We start from the raw sequence: 22,159 nt of genomic DNA, 5'->3' as shown, positions 1-22,159 counted from the left end.
GAAGATGAAAAGCAATTTTCGTGCCGTATCTCGGTTACATGGGATGGCAGCGGCAACTTCTGCATGGAATAATGACCTGAAAAACGATTCAAATCGAAACGGTATCGTAACTATCCAGCAGCCTTTCAAGAAAAGCCTGAAACAGTTACACGGTTTTTTTAATCATTCTCCAGATCGGAATGAAATTTGCTTAACGGCCTGGATATTGGGTTGGAGAGAAAACCGCATGCTCACGGGGCAGGAAACACCGGCAGGAGAGAAACCAACGTGAACAAGGATCCGACGGATATGATCTGGCAGATCGTGCCCAAATTGAACCACGAAATGTCCCGCATTCGCGGCAATCTGCTCTCAGCCTCGGAGGGGAAGGATCTCCGGACCTTGATCGTATCGTCGGCACTGCCCAAGGAAGGCAAGACGACAACGGCTGTGGCCCTGGCTTATGGTCTGGTCACCCAGGCCAACACCCGGGTGGTACTCGTGGATGGCAATGACAAAAGCCCGGCATTGGCCCGTGTTTTTCAGATTCCCGAGACACCCGGACTGGTGGGCGTATTGACAGGCACGGCGTCTCTGGAAACTGCCGTGTGTGAAACCCATGTGCCGGGTCTGAAAGTGCTGCCATTCGGGGATGTCAACCACAGAGGCGATTTGTTTTCCCAGACCGGTTTCAAGGAACTCATCACCAGACTGCGGGACACCTGCGATTACGTGATTCTGGACTCCTCCTCCCTGATGACCAGTTCCGGGGCAACCCTGGCCACCGCCGATTTTCAGGGCGTCATCCTGGTGATCCGCTGTGAATCCACCAAGCGGGTGGTGGTGCATGAATCCCTCGATCTGCTCCGGCGCATTCATGGCAACGTGTTGGGTGTGGTCCTCAATCGGCGGGTGTTTCATATTCCGCGTTTTGTATTCCGGTGGTTGTAGGAGGCAGATTTCATGAGCCACAAAGATGGCATTCTTTCCAGCAAATGGATGGCAGCCTCTCTGCGCCTGGGCATGGGGGCTGGTCTCTCCCTGCTGCTGGGGTTGATCCTGATTTTCCCGGGATGTGCAGGCAAGGATCCGATTCCCATCAAAACCGGTGAAGAAGTCACCCTGGAACAATCATCGTTCTCCTTTTCAAACGGAGATTTTCGGATTTTTTCTGAATATCGCATTGCCCCCGGGGATCAATTGGACGTGCTGTTTTCCATCCAAAGCTGGCAGAAAGAGGTGGAATTCCATCTCAATCTGGGTGACACCGTCACCATCAAGTTTGTCACCAATCCGGAATTGAACGAAACCCAGAAAATCCGGCCCGATGGCAATATTTCATTACCCTATCTGGGCGAAGTGCAGGTGGCGGGGCGTTCGGTGCGTGTGGTGGAAAAAGAGTTGACCGAACGCTATTCAAAAATATTCCGCAAACCGGAAATCTATGTTCTTGTTCCAGAATACCTGAGTCAAATCCGGGAATTGAAGGTTGACCTTCATACCGCTTCCCGGGGCTTAAGCCGGCTTGTGACCGTGCGTCCGGATGGCTTTACCACCTTTCCCATGGTCGGGGATGTTCTTGTGGGGGATAAAACCATTGAGGAGGTGGGCAGTCATCTGAATGCCCAGTATGCCAAGATCAGCCCCAGTCTGAAGGTGGATCTCTTCCTCGAACGGCACGCCGGGTCACCCATCTATGTCCTGGGACAGGTTGCCAGGCCCGGGGCATTCCCCATCCTCAAACCGGCCACGGTGGCCGAGGCCATGGCCCTGGCGGGAGGAAGTCTGGTCAATGCCCGTCTGGACAGCATTATTGTGGTCCGCAAACACCAGAAAAAGGTGGTGGGAACACGGGTCAACCTGGAACAAACCCTGACCCTGGGACCCGGAGCCGGGCACTTTTTCCTGCAACCGGATGACATTGTCTATGTGCCCAACATGCCCATTTCCGAAACTTCCGATATCATCAGGCGGGTGGCCGACGTCTTCCAGTTCCGGGGGTGGAACCTGGGCATGGGATGGACCTGGGACAATGTCCCGGCCAAAAATCGCCTTGGACTTTGATTTTCCTGACGTGGTTTAAACAAGCAAGGAACACACATGCAGAGTCGCCAGGACGCCAGTACCGGTGGATACCTACTGAAAGATTTGATCTTCACCTTTTTTGCCTTTCGGCGGGCAATATTCTGGATCTCCGGGGTGATACTCTCCGGCTTTGTGGCCATCGCCTTGTTGAGTCCGCCGGTCTGGCAGGCAGACGGGGCCTTTTTGATCAAAGGCAAACGGTCCGAGCGGGATGCCCAGACCCTGGAAGACACCATGCTGCGCGTCGAACCCGTGACCAAAGAGGATCTCTACTCCGAAGTGCAAATGCTGGTCTCTGACGATGTGGTGCGCAATACCGTGCAACGGCTGCTTGCCGAGAAAAGGATTGCCCTGAAAGAACAATCCGGAGAACCCGGTGCCGGCAGGGGAGATCCCGTGGAAGGCATGGCCAAGACAGTCGGTGCGTCACTGGAAACGGCCATCCTGCCCACATCCAATGTCATCGAAGTGGCCCTGCGCTGGCATGATCCCAAAGAGGCCAAAAATATTCTGGAAGCATTGATGGAGGAGTATCGGCAGTTTCGCCATCGCATCCTGAATCCAGGTGCCAAAGAGGTCTTTCTGGCCGATCAGGTGAACAGCTACCTGTCAGATTGGAAGGGAAAACAGGACGATCTGATGCACATGGTGGGGGATCTGAAGGCTCCCAACCCGGATCAGGAAATCCAGAACAACCTGCTGTTGCGCAAGGATTATTCCCAGCTTGTTCAGGGCCTCGATTCCCAGGCCATCATCATTGCCAACGAAATCCAGGCCATCCGGGCAGGCCTGGGCGGTGAAAAAACGCAATTGTTTTCCTACATACAAACAGAAACCGTGCGCAATCTGTCAACAAACCTGCAAACCCTGCTGTTGCGGCAGGTCGAGATTGATAAAACCTATCTGCCCGACAGCCCGGTGGCCGTGGGCATTGCCAAACAGGTGGCCAAATCGCGAGAGCTGCTCTATGGCGAGGTGGAATCAGTTGTGGCCAAGCGGGAGTCCGACCTGGCCGCAGTGCAAACCCAGATCGAAGGTCTCAAAAGCAAGATTGCCCAACTGGATGAACGCAATATTGTCCTGAAAAGATTTTTGTTGACCTCGGAGCGGATCAACCGGGAGTCGGGTTTGTTGGCCTATTCATTCGAAACCTTCTACAAACGCCGCGATGAGTCCAATCTGCAAGGGGGATCCAAGGGATTCGACTCGCATGTGGTGGTGTTGCGCAAGGCCAAGGTGCAACCCGCACCGGTTGCACCCAACCGCCCCAAACTGATCGCCATCGGTCTGGTGTTCGGCTTTTTCTTTGCCTTGTCGGTCATGGCCATCTACAACCAGATCGATCAAACCTTCAAGCAACCCAGCGACATATCCCATTTTCTCGGCCTGCCCATCATCATTTCCGTCCCCGAAATGGAAACAGACAGGCCAAAACGTGGCAACCGTTCCGGATCCGCCGGCAAACCATCCCCTTTCCAGTCCAAAAAGGCGCTTTTTGCCGGCTTGGTTGTTCTGGGCGGGATTGTTGTGGTCAGCCTGCTTCCCGGCAATCCCGATGGTCCGGGAAAGATGACTTTTTCGCTTCCGGATCGATTGACCAGGGGCCAGGATTCGGGAGCCTCTGTCCAAACGGCCAATCCCTTGCCCAAGGCACCGGAAAACAAGGTCGATGTCAATAGGACACTCCCCACAACAGATTTCCAGGCACCCATCGATGAAGTCCTGACCGAAGTCATGCAGGCGCAGAAGGAAGTGGCCGATGAAGCAAAATCGATCCCGAACGGAAAATTGGCTCCAGACACCCATCCGAAACGCGACACAAAACCGGTCTCGAACAGCAGATTGACACCAGACACCGACCCGAAACGCGACACAAGACCGACATCAAACGGCAGATTGACACAAGAGACGATGCCGGTAACCGATGAAAAACCCATCGCCCGGTTTTCTGTGGCAACAAATCCGGTCCCGGAGACCAGACCCGCCACAAACCTGATGTCAGCCAACGGCATGCCAGACCCTGCCTTGGCAGGTGGAGTCCCAGGAAAGTCCTCCACAAAACCCGCAAACACCGACGAGACACAACGGTTTCCCTCCCAGGTGGCATCTGTCATCCTTCCCCCAGTTACAGAATCGTTGAACCTGACCAGGAGTGGACAGGACAGCCCTTATATTGCGCAACGCAAGGCGGCCACGCAGGCTTTGCTGTCCAAAAGTGGCCGCGGTCGCTACCTTGTCCATCTCATGGCCATTGATCTGCAAGCGGCCCGTGCCGGAAAATTGGAGGAACTCCTGGCCAATCACAAGAATATTCTGGATCGAAATCAACTCTTCATGTATGAAAACACAGGGAAAAATCTCCTGATGATCCTGGTGGGTGAGTTTGACAACATGGATGCGGGATTGGCCTTTTTGCATCGTCTCCCTGCTTCCCTGAAGAAGGGCCATCCCTACCTGCGCCGAGCCGGCGAGTTGCGGCAGGCCTTGCGGGTTACGGGTTGATTGTCCGGTTTTTCAAGCAAAATTTTCCGGAATCCTGAAAGGTGACCCACCATGAGGGTGCAGGCCTTTGTTTCTGAACTGAGACGTCTGTTGTGTGTGCTTGTTTTTCTGGCTTTTTCATGGGTCGTGGTCGCTCCCGTTCCAGCCCTGGCCCATACGGTGGTTGCCCACCATCCACGGCTTTACCTGACACCCGAAAGCCTGGCAGACCTTCAGGCCCGGGTGGCCAGACCCGGACATGCCCGGGATGTCCATGAACGCTTGCAGCGTTATGCCCAGGAAAAGTGGAATGGGGTCACGCTCCTGGACCTGGATCCTGCCCAGGCCAACAAGGCCATGCCGGTTTTTGCCCTGCTCGATGCCATCAAACCGGGCAAGGGTCATCTGGAAGCAGCCCTGACAGCCTTTGCCGTGGCCAATCGTCTCTCCCTGAGCGAGGAAAAGGATGACCAGCGGGTACGCGACCGGCTCGAAGCCGCCGCCATGCTGTTCGATTGGTGTCATCCCCGCCTGAATGCGACCGCCAGACAACAGTTGATCCAGTTTATCGAAGAGGCCACGACGTGGCTGGAGAAAAAAAAGCAACTTGAACTCAAGGGAGTTTCCGGGGGGCACGAATACCATGCCCATTTGACGGTTCTCATGGGAGCATTGGCCGTACAGGGCGAAAGTCCGACCATGGAAAAACGCCTCCCCCTCATTCTCGACCATCTGGAAAACCATTTTTTGCCTTTTTACCGATTCATTGCAGAGATGGATGGCGGTTTTCACATGGGGTGGGAATATTCCCGCTACTACCATCTGGTTACGGCGCAGATTCTGGATCTGGCTGCCACCGCCCTGGGAGAGGATTGGTTTGCCCGCGAACCATGGCTGCAACAGGCCGTTCTGTTTCACCTCTATGGACTCAAGGATGACGGATCGGTCTTCATGAGCGGCGACAATCGTTCCCCCACACCCTCGCCGCATTTGCTGCGGGTTCTCTACAAGGTGGCGGATGTCTGGAATGACGGTATCGCTGCCTGGTGGGAAGCCCGTTTCAAGGATCGGGGGCGGGAAGAGGAGCGCATTTGGGAGTTGCTCTGGAAAAGGCGGGACGTTGCACCGACCGACCCGAAAACCCTGCCGGAAAACCGTCTTTTCCAGCGGGCCGGGGTCGCCGTCATGCGGGACACCTGGGCCTTGGGCAAGGGTGAATCCTCCCTGACCGTCCTGTTCAAATCCACCCCTTGGAGTTTTTTCAACCATGCCCACCGGGACGGCAACAGCTTTGAAATGGCCCTCCAGGGACCTTTGGCTGTGGACAGCGGGGTTTATGACGCCTACAAAAGCGACCATTGGCGGAATTATTACACCCGCACCGTGGCCCACAATACTCTGGTTTTGGAAAAATCCGGGAGTCCGTTGCTGATCGAGCAAAACGACGCCAAACCGCCGGAGAGTGTCCAACAATTGCAGGATCCGGCGTTCATCCAGGGTGGCATTGAAGCATTCGAGGATTATCCCCTCCATACCTATGTGCGCGGTCGCGGCGAAAATCTCTATCCTGCCGGAAGCCTGCACCATTTCCGGCGCCATTTTCTGTTTCTTCGGCGCATTGCCGGATTTTCACAACCCGTACTGGTGGTTTATGACGCCGTGACCATGGGTCCGGCAGGGCTGCGACCGGTCTGGTTGCTGCACGGCATCAATCGACCCGAGATTGGAAAACAGCATGTGGTGTTCAGCAATGGTCGGACCACGTTGCGCACGGATTTTCTGCTTCCATCACCGTCTGATTTGCGCGTGGTGGGTGGCCTGGAGGCCTTTCGTGGTGCCGACGGGCAAAACCATCACCCTGCCGGGCGCATTCCCGCTGATGCCGGAGCTTGGCGGGTGGAAGCCCGTGTTCCCGAGGGAACTGTACCAAACGGTTTTCTGGCCGTGATGCTGCCACGTCTTGCCACCAAAGAGCCTCTGCCAACCCTGACAGCCTGGGGCGATCCAGCCACCATGCCGGGTGTGCAGATTGCCGATCTGGCCGTGGCCTTTGTCTCTGCCGGGGAAAAATCCCTCCTGAATTTGCCCCCGGCACCCGCCGGAGTGGAACGGATCTTGATCTTTGGTCTCGCAGCCCATGCCACCTATCAGGTATCGATTGGCCAGAATTCCAGCGGCCAGGTCCAAGCCACGGCAGCCGGTACCTTGATCCTGACCAACACACCGGAAGAAAATTCGCCGACCAGAAAAGTTGCCAGCGATCACAGGAATTGATTTGCTTTTCCAGGTCAACTCTTATGCATGACACTGTGATTGGCCTTTTCATCAACAGATTTGAGACTGGCGTGGCAGTTTGAGCGAAATCAACCAAATGGAGGCACAACCCTTTATTGAGGGCAATCTGGTCTCAGAGGCTGTCTGATAACTTGTTAATTTCAAATAAAACGAATGAAAAACTGGGATGGAGGTCCAGGAGGAAGGGCTGTGCCCTTTCTCCTGGCGGGGTTTGGGGCGAAGCCCCAATAAAATTTTTCTTTCCAATTATATTTATCCGAGGGTTAATCGACAGCCTCTCAGTGTCAGGGGTGGTGGCTCATTTTGTTTTTACGCCATTTTTGGGCTGTCTGGATCACAAAAAAGACGGCCAGAAGATACACCGCCGGCATGATGGGCATGCGGTAGCGGGCCAGGGCATAGATCAGGTGCAGGAGAGTCATTTGCCCCCAGAAGAGAAAAAGAAACCAGCCAATGGTTCGAAAATTATGTTCGGTACCGCGAATCATGTGCCAAAATCCCAGCAAGGCACAGAGGATCAGCAGGGGGTTGACCAGCTTGGCCATGAACAATTGATACAGGACAACCCAGTGTTTATGCTGGAAAAGATAGGCGATGACGTTCCGGTTGCGCTCCATGCGACTGGTGACATCCTCCTGGGCGAGGAGATAATCCTGAAGTTTCTGATAATGATCCAGGGCGGTGAAAACCGGCGGATGTTCGGGCGGTGGAGAAAAAAAGAGGCGCGGCAACATTGTTTTGATCATGACCAGCAGAGAGAAGCGGTAGTTTTCCAGGATCATTTCGCGTCCGACCTGACCCAGATAGTCGTCCCGTTCGCGGGTGGTTTTCATGTGTGCCAACCGGGAATTGAGCGGTGCGAACAATTTTTCCCCGGCCTGGCTTTCACTGATGCCATCCCGCTCCGCAATCACCAGGGGCATATGGAAGCGAACCAGGTGGGAGCCTTGCATGCCTACAAAATCGGCACTGCCCCCCACCATGACGTTGCGCAGGGTCCAGATGCCAATACCTGCAAAATGAATGGCCAGAAACAGCAGGACCAGTTTGGCTATCTGGAGTCTGGGGACTTGATTCCAGAGGTGAAAAATCAGGGAGAGGCAAAAGACGATCCAGAGATACATGCCGGAGGGCCGCACATATTCTTGCAGGACGAGAAAAACAGCACACAAGGCAACCCGTCCCGTGGTTACGCCATGTTTGAACATCCAGATGGCTGCCAGGAGAAACAACACGATGTGAAAGTGGAATGCCTCGTCCGCCAAAAAAGTGTTCGAGGTTTGAATATAGATCGGATCGGCCATTGTCAGCATGGCCACCAGCAAACCTGCCACCGGATGGATGAGACGTCCCATGAAAAAGGTCAGGATAACCGACAAAAATAAAATTCCATTATTGAATATGATGGCATTGATTTCCTGGTCACCAAACAGGGTGTAGATGCCACTGACATAGATTGGATAGGAGGGTGTGCGCCAGGTGTTATATTGAATTTTTTTATCAGATGCCGGGTCAGGTGCGGATTTGTTTGACAAGTCGTTTTCAGAAAAAATGGATTGTTCGTACATGCTGCGGAAATTATCGGCAAAAACACCACGCTCATACAGATTTCGGGAAAGACCAACAAAAATATCTTCGACAGGATATCCAAAACGGGGATAGACGTGATGTACGAAATTGAAGGCAAGCGTCTGGTAACAGACCGTCAAAAGCAGAAAAACCAGAAAAATCCAGTCTGCCTTGTGTTTTCCGAATGGCAATGTCGGGTTGCCGTCCATGGTGGCCGAATGCTCCGTGCGTGGCTGGGGTAGATTCCAAACTCTGCCGTCAAAATCCATCAAAATAAAGTCCCGCCAATATCTCCGGGTCATGGTAGCTGAAATTGACCTGGAAGTGGTAGCCCTTTCCTGACCTGATCGCCACTCTTTTTTTCCGTGCAGACGGATCAGGCCTGTGTTACCCACCGGGGCCGGGGAGGACTCTTCCGATAAATCTTTGCAGATTTCCCGGTGCATGGAGTCAGCCATTGTGGCAGGTGAAGGCGGGATTTTTGCGGGAAGGGAAGGTTTTCCATGGACCGGTTGATTCTTTATTGTCGGGCCGGATTTGAGGCAAGCTGTGCAGATGAGATCATGGCCATGGCTGGATCTTCAGGGATACCGGGGAAGGTGGCAACCGGAGAGGGGTTTGTCACTTTTTTCCCGGTTGGAGAGAAACCGGTCGAGGTACTGGCCCGTCTGAATTTCCGGGATATGGTCTTTGTCCGGCAATGGCTGGTGACGGGGCCGGCCCTGACCGGATTGCCAGCCACGGATCGGGTCGGACCCATCATGGCCAGGGTGACGGCTTTGGGTGTGGCGGTAGGCAAGGTGTGGGTGGAAACCCCTGATACCAACTCCGGCAGGGTTCTTTCGCCTTTGTGCCAAAGTTTGACCCGTTTTCTGGACAAACGGTTGCAGGCCGAGGGTTTGCTGGATCCCGGCGCATCCTGGCAGTTGCATCTCTTTTTTTTGGATACGGCCACGGTGCATGTCGGCCTCACGCCGAGTACCAATGGGTCTGTTTTTCACATGGGAATTCCGCGCCTGAAAATGCAGCGGGAGGCACCCAGTCGGGCGGCACTCAAACTGGAAGAGGCCATGGGCCATTTTTTGACGCCCCAGGATCGTCAAAAACGGTTACGTCCCGGATTGCTTGCCGTGGACCTGGGAGCGGCCCCGGGTGGCTGGAGCTGGTATTTGCTGCGGCAGGGATTGCGGGTGACGGCTGTGGACAATGCCAATCTGGCTGCCGGGTTGCTGGCGGGAGGTCAGGTGCGGCATGTGCGCACCGATGCCTGGCGGTTTGTGCCACCCAAACCGGTGGCCTGGATGGTGTGCGATATCGTGGACAAACCCACCCGCGTGGCCGAACTCGTCATACTCTGGGGCAGGCAGCGCTGGTGCCGCGAAACCATCTTCAACCTGAAGCTGCCCATGAAAAAACGTTTTGCGGCCCTGCAACACTGTCAGGACATGATTCACGGTGCCCTGGAACAGGCAGGGTTGGCCCACGATCTGCGTTGCAAACAACTCTACCATGATCGGGAAGAGATTACAGCCCACCTGCATTTTCATCGCGAATGATTGCTGCGTTTTGAATCTGGCATGGTCGTGTTTGATCGTGTCTGGTCTGGAACAGGAACAAGAGGTTGTCTGAATATTCGGGTTCGGTCTGGAACAGGAGATTGTCTGATAATTAATATATTTTAATATATGGAATACAGGCTTTGTATTGATTGAGATTTTTCAATAATTATCATAAATCCTGGCGTTCCCGGCGCAAAAATCCTGGAAATTAAGAATATAGTTGAGTAACCTCCTGTCACGCTTCCGTTTGGATCGGCTGAACGGAGTCAAAGCAACTGGAGGGGTTCCCATGACAGGGCATAAATCGGGGCAGAATGGCGGTGGCAAACCGCACGTTGCATTGGCACTACAGGGTGGGGCGGCTTTTGGACCCTATCAATTGGGGTGTTATCGGGCCATGACCGAAAAGGGATTCGAGCCGGAATGGATCTCCGGTATTTCCATCGGTGCGGTCGGTGCCACCATCCTGGCCGGCAATCCGCCAGATAAACGTCTGCAACAACTGGAAAAATTCTGGGAGATTGTGACCAGGCCCAGTGCGTGGTGGGATGCGTGGTTGTACAATCTTTCCCCGACGGTCTTCATCAAAATGAGCGGATTGCAAACCCAACTGACCGGGCAGCCACATTTTTTCTCTCCACGGATACCGCCCATACCGCAGATTTCACCCCCGGGAACTCCCGATGCATTGAGTTATGCGGATGCTTCCCCCCTGCGGCAAACCCTCCTGGAACTGGCGGATTTTGACTACATCAATTCCAAACATGCGCCCCGTTTGTCCCTGGGAGTGACAAAGGTGACAACAGGGGAACTGAAATTTTTCGACAACCGGGAGAGAAAGCTGACTCCGGAACATACCTTGGCCAGTGGCGCCTTGCCACCCGGATTCGCTCCTGTGGTGATCGATGGGGAGCAGTATTGGGATGGCGGTGTAGCCTCCAATACGCCCTTGCAAACGTTTCTGGATAACCCGGTCAATGGTTCCCTGCTGATATTCATGGTGGATCTTTTTTCGGCCACGGGTCCGGAATTGAAAACGATGGATGATGTGATGTTTCGGGAGGCGCAGATTCGGTATGCGTCCCGGGTTCAGAGGGAGATCCGCAATACAACCCGGCGTTGGAACTCCCGGCGCATGCTTGTGGAGTTGTTGCGCCAGGCACCCCAGGCACACCAAGCAGAATTCAGACAAATCTTCGGCGATGTCCCAGGAACAAGAATGGGAACGGGGAGTGAGCCGGACCAGATTCATGACCTGGACATCATTCATGTTTCATATCAACCAGGTCCGGGAATTCCCCCGGAAGCCGGGCACGAGTTTTCCCGGATTTCCGTCAAAAATCGCTGTGACGCCGGCTATACCGACATGCTGCATGCCATCCAAGGTTCTCCCTGGATCAGCAGAAAAAAGACCGCTCTGCAAGGAGCCTGTGTCCACCACTGCCAGGGCGGACATATCCATACCAGAACACATCTGGGTTGAAAGGTCGATGTTTTCACTCTGCAGCTCTGAAAGATTTCGTTGCAATGTACGAAGTTTTTGAACAGGAAACCAGGAGGAGACGGTTGGTCGTCTCCTCCTGGCGTTGCCTGAAACAGAGTGCCAGTAATCTCAGCAGGCTCGGCTGTACAGGTTCATGGATAAAAAAAGTTATTCTTTTTCAATTTGTTAGTCTGTTTCCGCAAAAAAACAAGCTTTTTTGAAAATCATGATTGACATGGATTTATAAGGGTTTAATAACATAATCTGAATTGTTGAGCAGTATGTAAGTTTATGCTTTATTATCATCAGGAGAACTTGTCAATGTCAGATTTGGACAAATGGATGGATGGTGTCAAGAAGGCAGGGGGGGATGTCACGGACGCAGATGACGTGATTGGCCTGATGACAGGTACATCATGCGCGACGGGATAAGAAGTTCTTTATCCCTATCCGGGAAATTATCCAGCAGGAAGAATTGAAAGAATATTACTTGGGCTGGGCAATTTCGGGTTGGGGACAAATCCGGGGAAGGATGACTTGATTGGCAACAATGGTGATCTGAAAATTAAAGCCTTTGATTCTGTTGAAGACTGTGTTTTTTGTGTTCTTGATCTGAGAAACTTTACACAAACAGTCAATCATGGCAGAGATGATGAGGCAAAATGTTTGCTCCACAGATTTGTAACGCTCACAGCATTGGCTACTGATCTTGGCCGATTCTGAAATGACGACCAAGATTCAGGAGGGTCACCTGTCTGACTTTGGTGCCTGAACGTTCAGAGCGTACCAAGCGGTGAGTGAAATAGGATTCACCCGTGGCCGTGTTGCGAGTTTGTGTGCGGTGAATGTACATACCCGCCTGGATATGACAAAAGCCGACGGTGTCAATGCTTCATGAAAAGATTATGGCACTACAAAACGAAGTAAAAAAATGCAATACAAACAAATCAACAGGTTGGAGTATGCAACCCCGCCAAAACCTGCCAAAAATGGCCAAAGCATGTTAAAGATGGGTTGGGGATCCACTCCAAACCCAGCCAGGAGGAAGGGCAGAGCCGCTTCCTCCTGGACTTTCATCCCGGTTTTTCAAACGTTTTTTAATGGGGGGATGAATATTCACCTTTTATTTTGAATACAGTCTGGTATAAACTACGAAATCCCCGCCACGGTCACGACGCATAACCTTGAATTTCAGTGAAATTTGTATGGATATTCAAACGGATGTTTGTGATATCGGTATCTGGAACTTCCTGAAACATATTTGAAAGACTGGATGATCATGTTTCTGTCCATCCCTGGTCCTGTCTTGCTTCTACCAAGGTAATGTCATCGGTTTGTTCCTGTCCGGCGCGAAATGATTCAAGCACCTTGAGTAAGGTTCGCAAATCTGTCCAGGAGGGAAAGATTTCTTTTAAAAAACGGTCCAATCGTTCTTCGCCGAACAGTTCACATGCAGGTGAACGGGTTTCAACAATTCCATCAGAATACAGGTAAATCCGGTCACTGTCTGTCAGGGAATATTCTGCGCAGGATTCGTTATGGATGGAATGCTGTCCTATGCCCAGGGGTGGAAGAGTGGGGGGGAATTTGCAAACGATTTCTCCGGAACGGATGAGTATCACCGCAGGCATGGCAGCATTCCAGATGCGTATGATGCTTTTGGCCCGGTCCATTTCCAGGAAGGCGGCAGCCATGAACATATTGACCGGCAATCTACGAAAAATTGTTGCGTTGATCTTGGAAATGATTGTGTGCAGCGGAACATTCTGTAACGTCAGACGATAGAAAATGTCGGACACCAGGGGCCCACAAACGGCCGCTGCCAAGCCGTGTCCGGTAAAGTCTCCCACCACGAGATATTGCACGCCATCAGATCGGCAGGCGGAGAGTACGATATCTCCGTTGGTTTTTTCCAAGGGAGTCATCAAGACACGCAATCCACGTCGGTCGAATTGATCGTCCTGGCGCATCTTGAGGATTACATTTTCCAAATCAAGCCGATTCATGGCCAATCTGTTGACCAGATCGGCCCGCTGCAACCAGGCGTGGAGTCGCGCTTTCAGAATGATGGGGTTGGGGGGCTTGGTGAGAAAATCATCGCCGCCGCATTCCAGACAGTGAGCCAGTTCCTGATCGGTTAGCACCGAGGTAAGAAAAATTACTGGAATGAACCATTCTTTTCGTTGTTCCATGGCTTTGATCAGTTGCGTAGCCTGATATCCGTCCATAACCGGCATTTGGATGTCCATGAAAATCAAATCGCACCATGTTTCATCCAGGCGAACCAGTGCTTCCTGGCCGTTGGTGGCCAGGACCACCTGATACCCTTCCTGGTGGAGCAATTCTTCCAGAAAAATACGTGTTACGTGATCATCATCCACAATCAGAATGGATATCATGGCTGATTGATGAGACGGTTTGTGATTTGATCTGAATATTTCACTCAATTGGACTTTTATCGGAGAATGCATCTTTGATTCTCACTATTTCGGGAATGATGTCAACGAATACGCGAACCATGTCGGGGTCGAAGGCCGTGCCGGAGCATTTCCGGATTTCAGCGACCGCATCTGTCACGCTCCAGGGTTGTTTGTAAGGGCGATGGGAAGTCAAGGCATCGAACACATCGGCCAGACTACAGATACGACCCATGACTGGAATATCCTTTCCTGACAGTCCATACGGGTATCCATGACCGTCCCATTTTTCGTGATGGGTCAGGGCGATCATGTGGGCCGTGCGCAACAGCAGAGCGGGATCATTTTCCAGGAGTTTTGCCCCCAGGATGGTGTGCTGTTTCATGACGCCGAACTCATTGTTGGACAGTTTTCCCGGTTTCAAGAGGATGCTGTCGGGAATGCCGATTTTGCCGACATCATGCATGGGAGAGGCATTGAGCAACAGATCCTGGTCGAAGGAAGAGAGGCCAAGGGCTTGTCCCAATAAAGCAGAATATCGACTCATTCGCATGATATGGAGGCCGGTCTCGTTGTCGCGATATTCCGCCGCCTGACCCAGACGCCGGATGATCTCCATGCGTGTGCGTATCAGATCAATTTCTCTTTCTGCCAGGGCCTGGGCGGTACGAGCTGCCCGTAAAATATGGCGCACACGGTGACCCAACAGACTCCAGTTGATGGGTTTGGTGATAAAATCAGTGGCCCCCATTCGATAGCCACGATCAATGGATGCCGGGTCATCCAGACTGGTGACCATGACAACTGGCAGGTACTTCATTTTCTCTTGTTGGCGAATGGATTCACATAAGGCAAAACCATCCATTTCCGGCATCACCACATCGGAAATCACCATATCGGGACAATGATTTTGCATCAGATTCCAGGCCTGGATTCCGTTTTCTGCGTCTGCGACATGAAAACCATCCTGCTTCAATGCTTCCCGCATGAGCAGGCGTTGCAACGATTCATCATCCACAATCAGCACCAGGGGGTTTCCCATTTCACGAATCGGATCATTCATGGATGAGTCAACCCATGTTGCGATGCAATCAAGTTATTCAACGCCTGTTTTGCTTCTGAAAAGATAGAATTTCCGTGGAGAAAATGTTCTTGCACCAGGGTCAGGTTGGCATGATTTGTTTCCATGATTCGTCCCAGAGTGACCATGCGTGTCATGCCCATGGTGAGGCTGGAGGATTTCAGGGTGTGCGCTGCTATTCGCACTCTTTCATGATTTTTTTGTTCCAGGGCACGTTCCATTTCAATCAACAATTCCGATGTTTGTGTCAAATAGTTATTTACGATCTTGTTCAGCAGGCCGTTGCCACTTTTTCTGGAGAGTTCCAGAATGCGATCCAGGGTTTCTTGATCAAACACCGGGAATTCATGAAAGGGAGCTTGTGATTCGGAATGATCAGACGGTGGTGTCGGGGACGAAAAATCCGGGGAAAGATCCTGGTTCAGGCCCGGGTGCGAAGGAATGTTCCTGGTTGTTGCATGGTTGATTGTCTGGGGTAGCCAATGACTGAGAATGGTTCCCAGATTGGCCTGGCTGAACGGTTTTCGCAGATAGTCGTCCATGCCTGCATCTTTGCACTTTTGTTTGTTCTCTTCCAGAACGTGGGCGGTCATGGCAATGATGGGTGTATGTTGCCCTTCGGATTGTTTTTCCATTTGGCGAAGTCGCATGGTTGTTTCCAACCCATCCAGGACAGGCACCTCGCAGTCCATGAAAATGGCATCAAAAGGGGGAGTCTGGGCATGAACCGCAGCAATGGCTTTCTGGCCGTTGTTGACGACCGTCACCTGGCATCCGAACAATTCCAGATTGGCGACTGCCACCTCCTGGTTGACGAGGTCGTCTTCCACCAGCAGAACATGTCCCTGGAAACGAATATGACCGGGCATTGGCTTCACTTGGGCATTTTGCCAGGCAAGGATATCCCGCCGGTCTCCTGCCTGGAGCTTGCCAAAACGGACCGTAAACCAGAAGGTGGATCCCTGCCCAGGAATGCTGTTCACCCCAAGTGTTCCCTGCATCATGCCGACCAGGTTCCGGGTGATGGCCAGTCCCATGCCGCTGCCGCCAAATCGGCGTGAGATCGAGGAGTTTTCTTGAGAGAAGGTATCAAATAGATGTTCCTTATAATTTGGTGTGATGCCGATGCCGGTGTCGATGATCTGGAAGCGCAGCAAAACATCAAAAGCGGACTCCTCATCGACATCGACCAACATTTTGACTGATCCAGCCTCGGTAAATTTGAAAGCATTACCAAGCAGATTGAATAAAATTTGGCTCAGACGATAAGGATCTCCCAGAAGATGGGTGGGGACATCCGCGCCGACCAGGAATTCATATCCTATGCCATTCTTTTGTGACGACACCACAAACAGGTCATTGATGTCATGGATTATTTCGATGAGGTCGAACTGTATTAATTCAAGAAGCATCTGACCGGCGTGTATTTTTGAAAGGTCCAGGATGTCATTGATCACACGCAGCAGGGTGCGTCCGGAACGATGGATTGTTTCCACGTAGTGACGTTGTTGTTCTGTCAAGAAGGTTCTTCTGAGCAGATCGGCCATTCCCAGTACGCCGTTCATGGGAGTTCGAATTTCGTGGCTCATGGTGGCGAGAAAATTGGTTTTTGCCAGATTGGCATTTTCAGCAAGTTCTTTGGCCTTGGACAATTCATTTTCAGTCTGTTTTTGCCTGGTGATATTTCTTGAAATCGTGGAAAATCGATCAACCTGTCCGTTTTGGCCTTTGTGGGCCAGGAACACCATGTGGACTGGAATTTCACATTCATTCCGGTCCAGGAAGGCGCACTCCCCCATCCATATGCCGTTATGGATGGCTTCTGGAATAATCTCATTGCAGAGCAGCCTGTTGGCCCATTCTGGATGGAAATCGGCGATCTTGAACCGGGTCACGTCGTCATGATCCCCGATGCCAACCATTTCCCGTCCGAATGGATTCATGTAAATAACCGAGGTATCTGCCGCATGGGCAATACCCACGAAGTCATGGGTCGCTTCCAGTATGGATACCAGACGTTCCAGATTGTCTTCGACCAGTTTGCGTGCAGTTTTGTCTTTGAGGTTTTGCAAAACGAGATACAGGCGATGGCGCAATACACCCCAATGAATCGGTTTGGTAATATAATCGTTCGCCCCTGCGGCAAAAGCACGATCCACAGAGGCATCATCCGCCAGGGCGGTGACCACAAGAATGGGAAGTGTTTCTTCTCCCAGTCGTTTACGCAGGGCAATACATGCCGAAAATCCATCCATTTGTGGCATATCGGCATCCAGGATGACCAGATCCGGGCGATGGAGGTCGAACAGGGCCAGGGCATCCACGCCATCGGACATCAAGACGACCGTGTATCCCATGTCATGGAGGTGCTTGTCATACAAAAGCCGCATGTCTGGATCGTCATCGGCAACCAGGATCATTTGTTTGTCTCTCATCTTGCTGCATCCTCAACCAGTGTTACCCATTGTGGCATAATTGTTCAGTACCGACAGAAGTACCTGTTTCTTGATGGGCTTGGAAAAGTGGTCATCACACCCGGCGGCCAGGCTCTCCCCCTTTTTGCCAATGGATGCGTGGGCACTGAGTGCAATGATGATCAAAGGGGTACGGCCTTCAGCCTGTTCCCACTGGCGAATGGCTTTTGTCGCGGCATAACCGTCCATGATGGGCATCTGGATATCCATCAACACCAGATCAAACAGCTCTTCGCGGACACGTGCCACGGCGGCAAGACCGTCATTGACCATGACCAGGCTATGAGAGGTATTTTTCAGATAAATCTGAAACAGTGCCTGATTGTCGGGTGAATCTTCGGCCAACAATATGCGCAGACTGCGTGCCTGGAGGTTGGATGCATTTGCCAGTGGGGTGGAGTGCATGGGTGCCTTGGCGATGCGTAACGGCAAGGTAAAATAAAAGATGCTGCCATGTTTTTCTTCGCTCTCCACCCAGATGTGTCCTCCCATCAACTCCACAAGCCGATGGGAAATGGCCAACCCCAACCCGGTTCCGCCAAATCGCCGGTTTATTCCTGTATCTGCTTGCGTAAACAGACTGAAAATGTGATCCAGATTGTGTGAGGCAATGCCTATGCCCGTATCGGAGACGGAAAAAAGTATGGTGTCCGGTTCCTGGGGGTGGAAATCCAAATGCACGCTGATTTGGCCGTGTTCGGTAAACTTGGCTGCATTGCTGATCAGATTGATGAGAACCTGGCGAATCCGGCCATCATCACCCAAAATGGCATCAGGGATGCCTGGGGCTATGATCGCCACCAGGGTATTGCCTTTCTGTTCGGCGGATATTTGCATCATCCGGGTGGTTTCATCCACCGCAGCGCTGGGAGAAAAGGGCATGTCAACCAGAGTGAATTGCCCGGACTCAATCCGGGAAAAATCCAGAACATCGTTGATGATGCCAAGCAGCGCCCCCCCTGAACGGTGCATCATTTCCACGTAGCGGCGCTGATTTTGATCCAGATTGGTTTCCAGCAAGACATCACTCATGCCAAGCACCACATTCATGGGGGTACGAATTTCGTGGCTCATTGTTGCCAGAAACTCGCTTTTGGCCTGTGCAGCTTTTTCTGTTTGTTCCTTGGCCTGGTGTAAATTTTCTTCAATTTTTTTGCGTTGTGTGATGTCCCGGAAGGCGACGACGGCTCCTTTTACCTTGCCGTTGACAATAGGCGATGCGATCAGGGATGCTGGAAATCCACTTCCATCCTGACGCCAGAGCCACTCCCCGTCCGAGGTGGCCACGATTTTTTTCGATAACACACTCTGCAACATGCATTCGGCAGGGAGAATAGGGGTCCCATCGGCCTTGCTGTGATGGAACAGGGTGTGGGAAATTTGTCCCAGCACATCTTTTTCCTGCCAACCCAACAGGGTCAGGGCCGTGGGGTTGATGAAGGTGACCCGTCCCGACAGGTCAATGACGTACAGACCTTCTGCCAGGGTGGAGGTGATTTCCCGCAACCTCTGTTCGTTTTCCCGTATCGACTCATCGACCAGATTCTGCTCGGTAATATCGGAAAAAATGCCACTCAGGCCCCAAATATTTCCGGATTGGTCATAAATTGGCCGTTTGGCTTCCAGGTAAACCCTTTTCTTGCCAAGACTCAGCGGAATCGCCGAAAGAATTTCTTTGGTTGTTTCACCATGATCCAATACCCGTTTGTCAACAAGTGCAATCTGCTCCAACCCGGCACCCGGGGAAAAAAATCGTTCATCCCCTGAGCCGACCAACTCTTTGGCGGTACACTGGAACAGTTCCAGGGCCAGGCGGTTTGCATAAACATATCTTCGTTGGCGATTTTTGATGTAGATGTAGGCCTCGACATTGTCCATGATGTCGGAAAAGCTTTTATTTTTGAGTAATTCTTCCCGCAGGGCATCCTCTGTCTGCTTGCGTTCGGTGATGTTGAGCAATGTGGCAAAAAATCGTTCCACTTGGCCGGCATCGTTGCGGATGGCTTGCACATTGAGGACGATGTTCATGATTTGGCCGTTTTTGCGGAGGAATCTTGCATCCATGACACAGGTATCGGATTTGCCCTGCATGATATCCAGAAAATGCTCCAGGACGACTTCCAGGTCGTGGGGATGAATCATTTCGGCCCAGGTCAGTTGGATGAGTTCTTCTCTGGTGTGGCCCAACATATGGCAAAGTTGATTATTGACCACAATCCAACGTTTGGTACGGGGGCAGGTAATGGCCATACCGATGATGGGCATATCGTAGAACAGGCGCAACTCCTCTGCCTGTTGGCGCATGATGGTTTCGGTTTCCTTGCGATCGGTGAAGTCGCGTGCGGTGGCATAGACAAGTTGTTCCACCAGAACCGAGTGCCACTCCAGCCAGCGGTAGCTGCCATCCTTGCAGCGATAGCGGTTGACGAAATGAATCCTTGGATTTTGTTTGTTTTGTGCAACAAGTGATTGTTCGGTAGCTGCGACATCCTCAGGATGAATGAACGTGATGAGAGACTTGCCGGTCAAATCTGCCATTGAGTAGCCGAACACTTTTTCCCAGGCCGGATTGATCCGCTGGAAACATCCCTCGGTATCCGCAATGCACAAAAGATCGTCAACAATGGTAAAAAACTGATCAAGTTCTTCTGCAAGTCGTTTTGTTTCACTGATGTCCTTGTATATGAAGATCCATTCCTTCCCGAATGGCGGAGGCTCGAATAACGATACTGTGACAAGACACCAGAAAGTGGAACCATTTTTTTTCCGGCTGCGGATTTCCCCGGACCATTCACCATTCTTGTCAAGAGATTCAATAATCTCTGTTGATATTTCCCGGGAAGTCCTGCCTACAGGCACGTGAAAGATGCTGAAATTTTTTCCGGTCAGATCGTCAGTCTCATACTGAAACATTTTTTTGAATTTTAAATTCGCATAAACAATTGCCTCTTCCCTGGCATTGACGACGATAACCCCTTCATCCATGCTCGTGAGGATGGCTTCGCGCTGGCTCGAAACATTTTCGTTGGCAATTTTTATTCTGCGTTCCTGGCATCCCTCGATGATTTGTGCGCAGGCCAAGATTACCGGTCCCAGGTATTCGTCCACCAGGGTTGCGTTGTAGCCGTGTGGGCGATTGGCTATTCCCAACACACCCAAAATTTTATCTCCCCGTTTGATGGGCATGCCCAGAAAGGCATCCAGCACGGGATGGTCTGGAGGCAAACCGCAACTACGGGGATCGTGGACCGGATCGTTGGCAATCACGGGTGCGCCGCTGGTCAGTACTGCGAAATGCAAACCACGCATTCTGGCAAAACAGATGCTGGATAAGACGTTGGCCTCGTAATATTCCCTGCTGTTCTTGTCCCAGGCAATATTGGAAATGGCCAGCGCCTGAAGATAGGTTGCACCTTTTTCATCTATTCTTGTTTCGGCGATGAAACCGTAATCACTATTGGTCAGTTTCAGGATTTCAAGGAGAAGGGTTTGAAAAAGAGTATCCAGATTTGAGTCTTCAATGGACAAGCTCTGGATTCGATTGACGCAATCGACTTGAATTTGCAATTTGTTCCTGGTGGTCAGGAGTTTTTCATCGCGGCTTTTCCGGTCGGTTATGTCCTGAACGTGCAATACGAAATTGACCGGCTTGTCGCCACCCTCAAGGCGAGTCATGGAGACGCTCAGCAATACCCAGATGATGTGACCATCCTTGTGAACATAGCGTCTTTCCATTTGGTAGGTTGGCAGCGTGCCCGCCAGCATGAGGCGCACACAGGCCATTTCGATATCCAGGTCACCGGCGTGGATGATGGTTTGAAAATCGATGGCCAATAGTTCTGTTTCTGCATAACCAAGCAGAACGCACAGGGCACGGTTGACCTTGAGAAATTTGCCCGCAGGAGAAACCAGAGCCATGCCGTGGATGGCGGTCTCGAAAATACCACGGAAGCAGACTTCACTGAGACCCAGTGCTTCCTCCCTTTGTTTGCCTGTTGCCTCGATCTCCTTGCACCGCTTGATTTGCTCCTCCAGAAGGGTATTCCGTTTCCCCATTTCCTGGAGTGCCCATCTCAGTGTCAAGTGGGTCGAGACCCGGACCAGCACATCTTTTTCAATCAGGGGCTTGGTGACGTGGTCTACACCGCCGGCATCGAATACTTTTTCCTTGTCGTCATGGTTCTCGTGATCGCTCATGAAAATGATCGGGACATGGGCGTCCGGCTTGATGGACCTTATCTGCTCGCAGACGTCGAGGCCATTGATGTCCGGCAACCTGACGTTCAGCATCACCAGATCCGGCATCGAGGTCCGGAGAAAGGCTATGGCCAGACGGGCGGTAGGAGCCAGGTGTACGGCGTGACCTTTGGCCTCCAATGTTCTGGAGAGGAAGGATAGAGTGTTCGGGTCGCTGTCCACGACTAAAATAGTGGCCATGACGAACATATTGGCAGACATTTCAGCAGCCTCGTTCCATGAGATATGTTATTCAAACTGTGGATATCAACCTGCGTCCACTTTGAGATGCGTGTTTTTTCCCATAAAAAATGAATGAAAAACTGGGAGGGAGGTCCAGGAGGAAGCGTCTCTGCCCTTCCTCCTGGCGGGATTTGGGTCTTATCTCGAAATGGACGCGATTTATATTTTTTAACATAATATTTTTGAAGCAATATTTATGCCATTAATTGGATAAAAACATTCTTTTGTATTGAATGCCGTGCAACACGTCATGGAAC

Annotated in this window: 13 protein-coding genes; 8 read left to right on the top strand and 5 right to left on the bottom strand. The window is 51.9% G+C overall.

Translation table 11 applies throughout. The features are described 5' to 3' along the window. The first annotated feature begins 4 nt into the window (after positions 1-4). From HQL65_02920 to HQL65_02900, 5 genes are all read left to right on the top strand, one after another. Positions 5-271: a hypothetical protein gene (locus HQL65_02920; GenBank protein MBF0135164.1), complete on the top strand. Its 267-nt coding sequence runs from the start codon at positions 5-7 to the stop codon at positions 269-271. Beyond that, the gene (locus HQL65_02915) at positions 268-930 is read left to right on the top strand and encodes a CpsD/CapB family tyrosine-protein kinase (protein MBF0135163.1); all 663 of its coding nucleotides are present in this window, start codon (positions 268-270) and stop codon (positions 928-930) included. Before HQL65_02920 ends, HQL65_02915 begins: the two co-directional genes overlap by 4 nt. A 72-nt stretch (positions 931-1,002) precedes the next feature. Beyond that, entirely contained in the window at positions 1,003-2,043 is a 1,041-nt protein-coding gene (locus tag HQL65_02910) for a polysaccharide biosynthesis/export family protein (protein ID MBF0135162.1), read from the top strand. A 36-nt stretch (positions 2,044-2,079) separates the two neighbouring features. Next, positions 2,080-4,566 carry a hypothetical protein gene (locus tag HQL65_02905; protein ID MBF0135161.1) on the top strand — a complete coding sequence of 829 codons (2,487 nt, stop codon included), beginning with the start codon at positions 2,080-2,082 and terminating at the stop codon, positions 4,564-4,566. Positions 4,567-4,617: 51 nt separating this feature from the next. Beyond that, positions 4,618-6,819, top strand: a complete 2,202-nt coding sequence (locus HQL65_02900) for a heparinase II/III family protein (GenBank protein MBF0135160.1) — start codon at positions 4,618-4,620, stop codon at positions 6,817-6,819. Between the two features lie 305 nt (positions 6,820-7,124). Here the strand turns inward: HQL65_02900 and HQL65_02895 are convergent, their stop codons facing one another. Beyond that, complete coding sequence (locus HQL65_02895; protein ID MBF0135159.1) at positions 7,125-8,618, bottom strand: hypothetical protein; 1,494 nt, start codon at positions 8,616-8,618, stop codon at positions 7,125-7,127. Between the two features lie 294 nt (positions 8,619-8,912). Here HQL65_02895 and rlmM point away from each other — a divergent pair, with 294 nt between their 5' ends. From rlmM to HQL65_02880, 3 genes are all read left to right on the top strand, one after another. Beyond that, positions 8,913-9,965: a 23S rRNA (cytidine(2498)-2'-O)-methyltransferase RlmM gene (gene rlmM, locus HQL65_02890; protein ID MBF0135158.1), complete on the top strand. Its 1,053-nt coding sequence runs from the start codon at positions 8,913-8,915 to the stop codon at positions 9,963-9,965. A gap of 292 nt (positions 9,966-10,257) precedes the next feature. Beyond that, entirely contained in the window at positions 10,258-11,451 is a 1,194-nt protein-coding gene (locus tag HQL65_02885) for a patatin-like phospholipase family protein (GenBank protein ID MBF0135157.1), read from the top strand. A 537-nt stretch (positions 11,452-11,988) separates the two neighbouring features. Next, positions 11,989-12,174 carry a hypothetical protein gene (locus tag HQL65_02880; protein ID MBF0135156.1) on the top strand — a complete coding sequence of 62 codons (186 nt, stop codon included), beginning with the start codon at positions 11,989-11,991 and terminating at the stop codon, positions 12,172-12,174. A gap of 554 nt (positions 12,175-12,728) precedes the next feature. Here the strand turns inward: HQL65_02880 and HQL65_02875 are convergent. From HQL65_02875 to HQL65_02860, 4 genes are read right to left on the bottom strand one after another with little or no spacing between them, the layout of a single operon-like run. Next, the gene (locus HQL65_02875; GenBank protein MBF0135155.1) at positions 12,729-13,850 is read right to left on the bottom strand and encodes a SpoIIE family protein phosphatase; all 1,122 of its coding nucleotides are present in this window, start codon (positions 13,848-13,850) and stop codon (positions 12,729-12,731) included. Positions 13,851-13,890: 40 nt separating this feature from the next. Beyond that, a complete protein-coding gene (locus HQL65_02870) occupies positions 13,891-14,931 on the bottom strand; it encodes a response regulator (protein MBF0135154.1) in 1,041 nt (346 codons plus the stop codon). Beyond that, positions 14,928-17,384, bottom strand: a complete 2,457-nt coding sequence (locus tag HQL65_02865; GenBank protein ID MBF0135153.1) for a response regulator — start codon at positions 17,382-17,384, stop codon at positions 14,928-14,930. The genes HQL65_02870 and HQL65_02865 overlap by 4 nt, the downstream gene beginning before the upstream one ends. Before the next feature lie 12 nt (positions 17,385-17,396). Beyond that, positions 17,397-21,881: a PAS domain S-box protein gene (locus tag HQL65_02860; protein MBF0135152.1), complete on the bottom strand. Its 4,485-nt coding sequence runs from the start codon at positions 21,879-21,881 to the stop codon at positions 17,397-17,399. Positions 21,882-22,159 lie beyond the last annotated feature (278 nt).

This window comes from Magnetococcales bacterium, assembly GCA_015228935.1.
In the GTDB taxonomy this organism is placed as follows: domain Bacteria; phylum Pseudomonadota; class Magnetococcia; order Magnetococcales; family DC0425bin3; genus HA3dbin3.
This window is presented reverse-complemented; position numbering and strand designations above follow the sequence as displayed.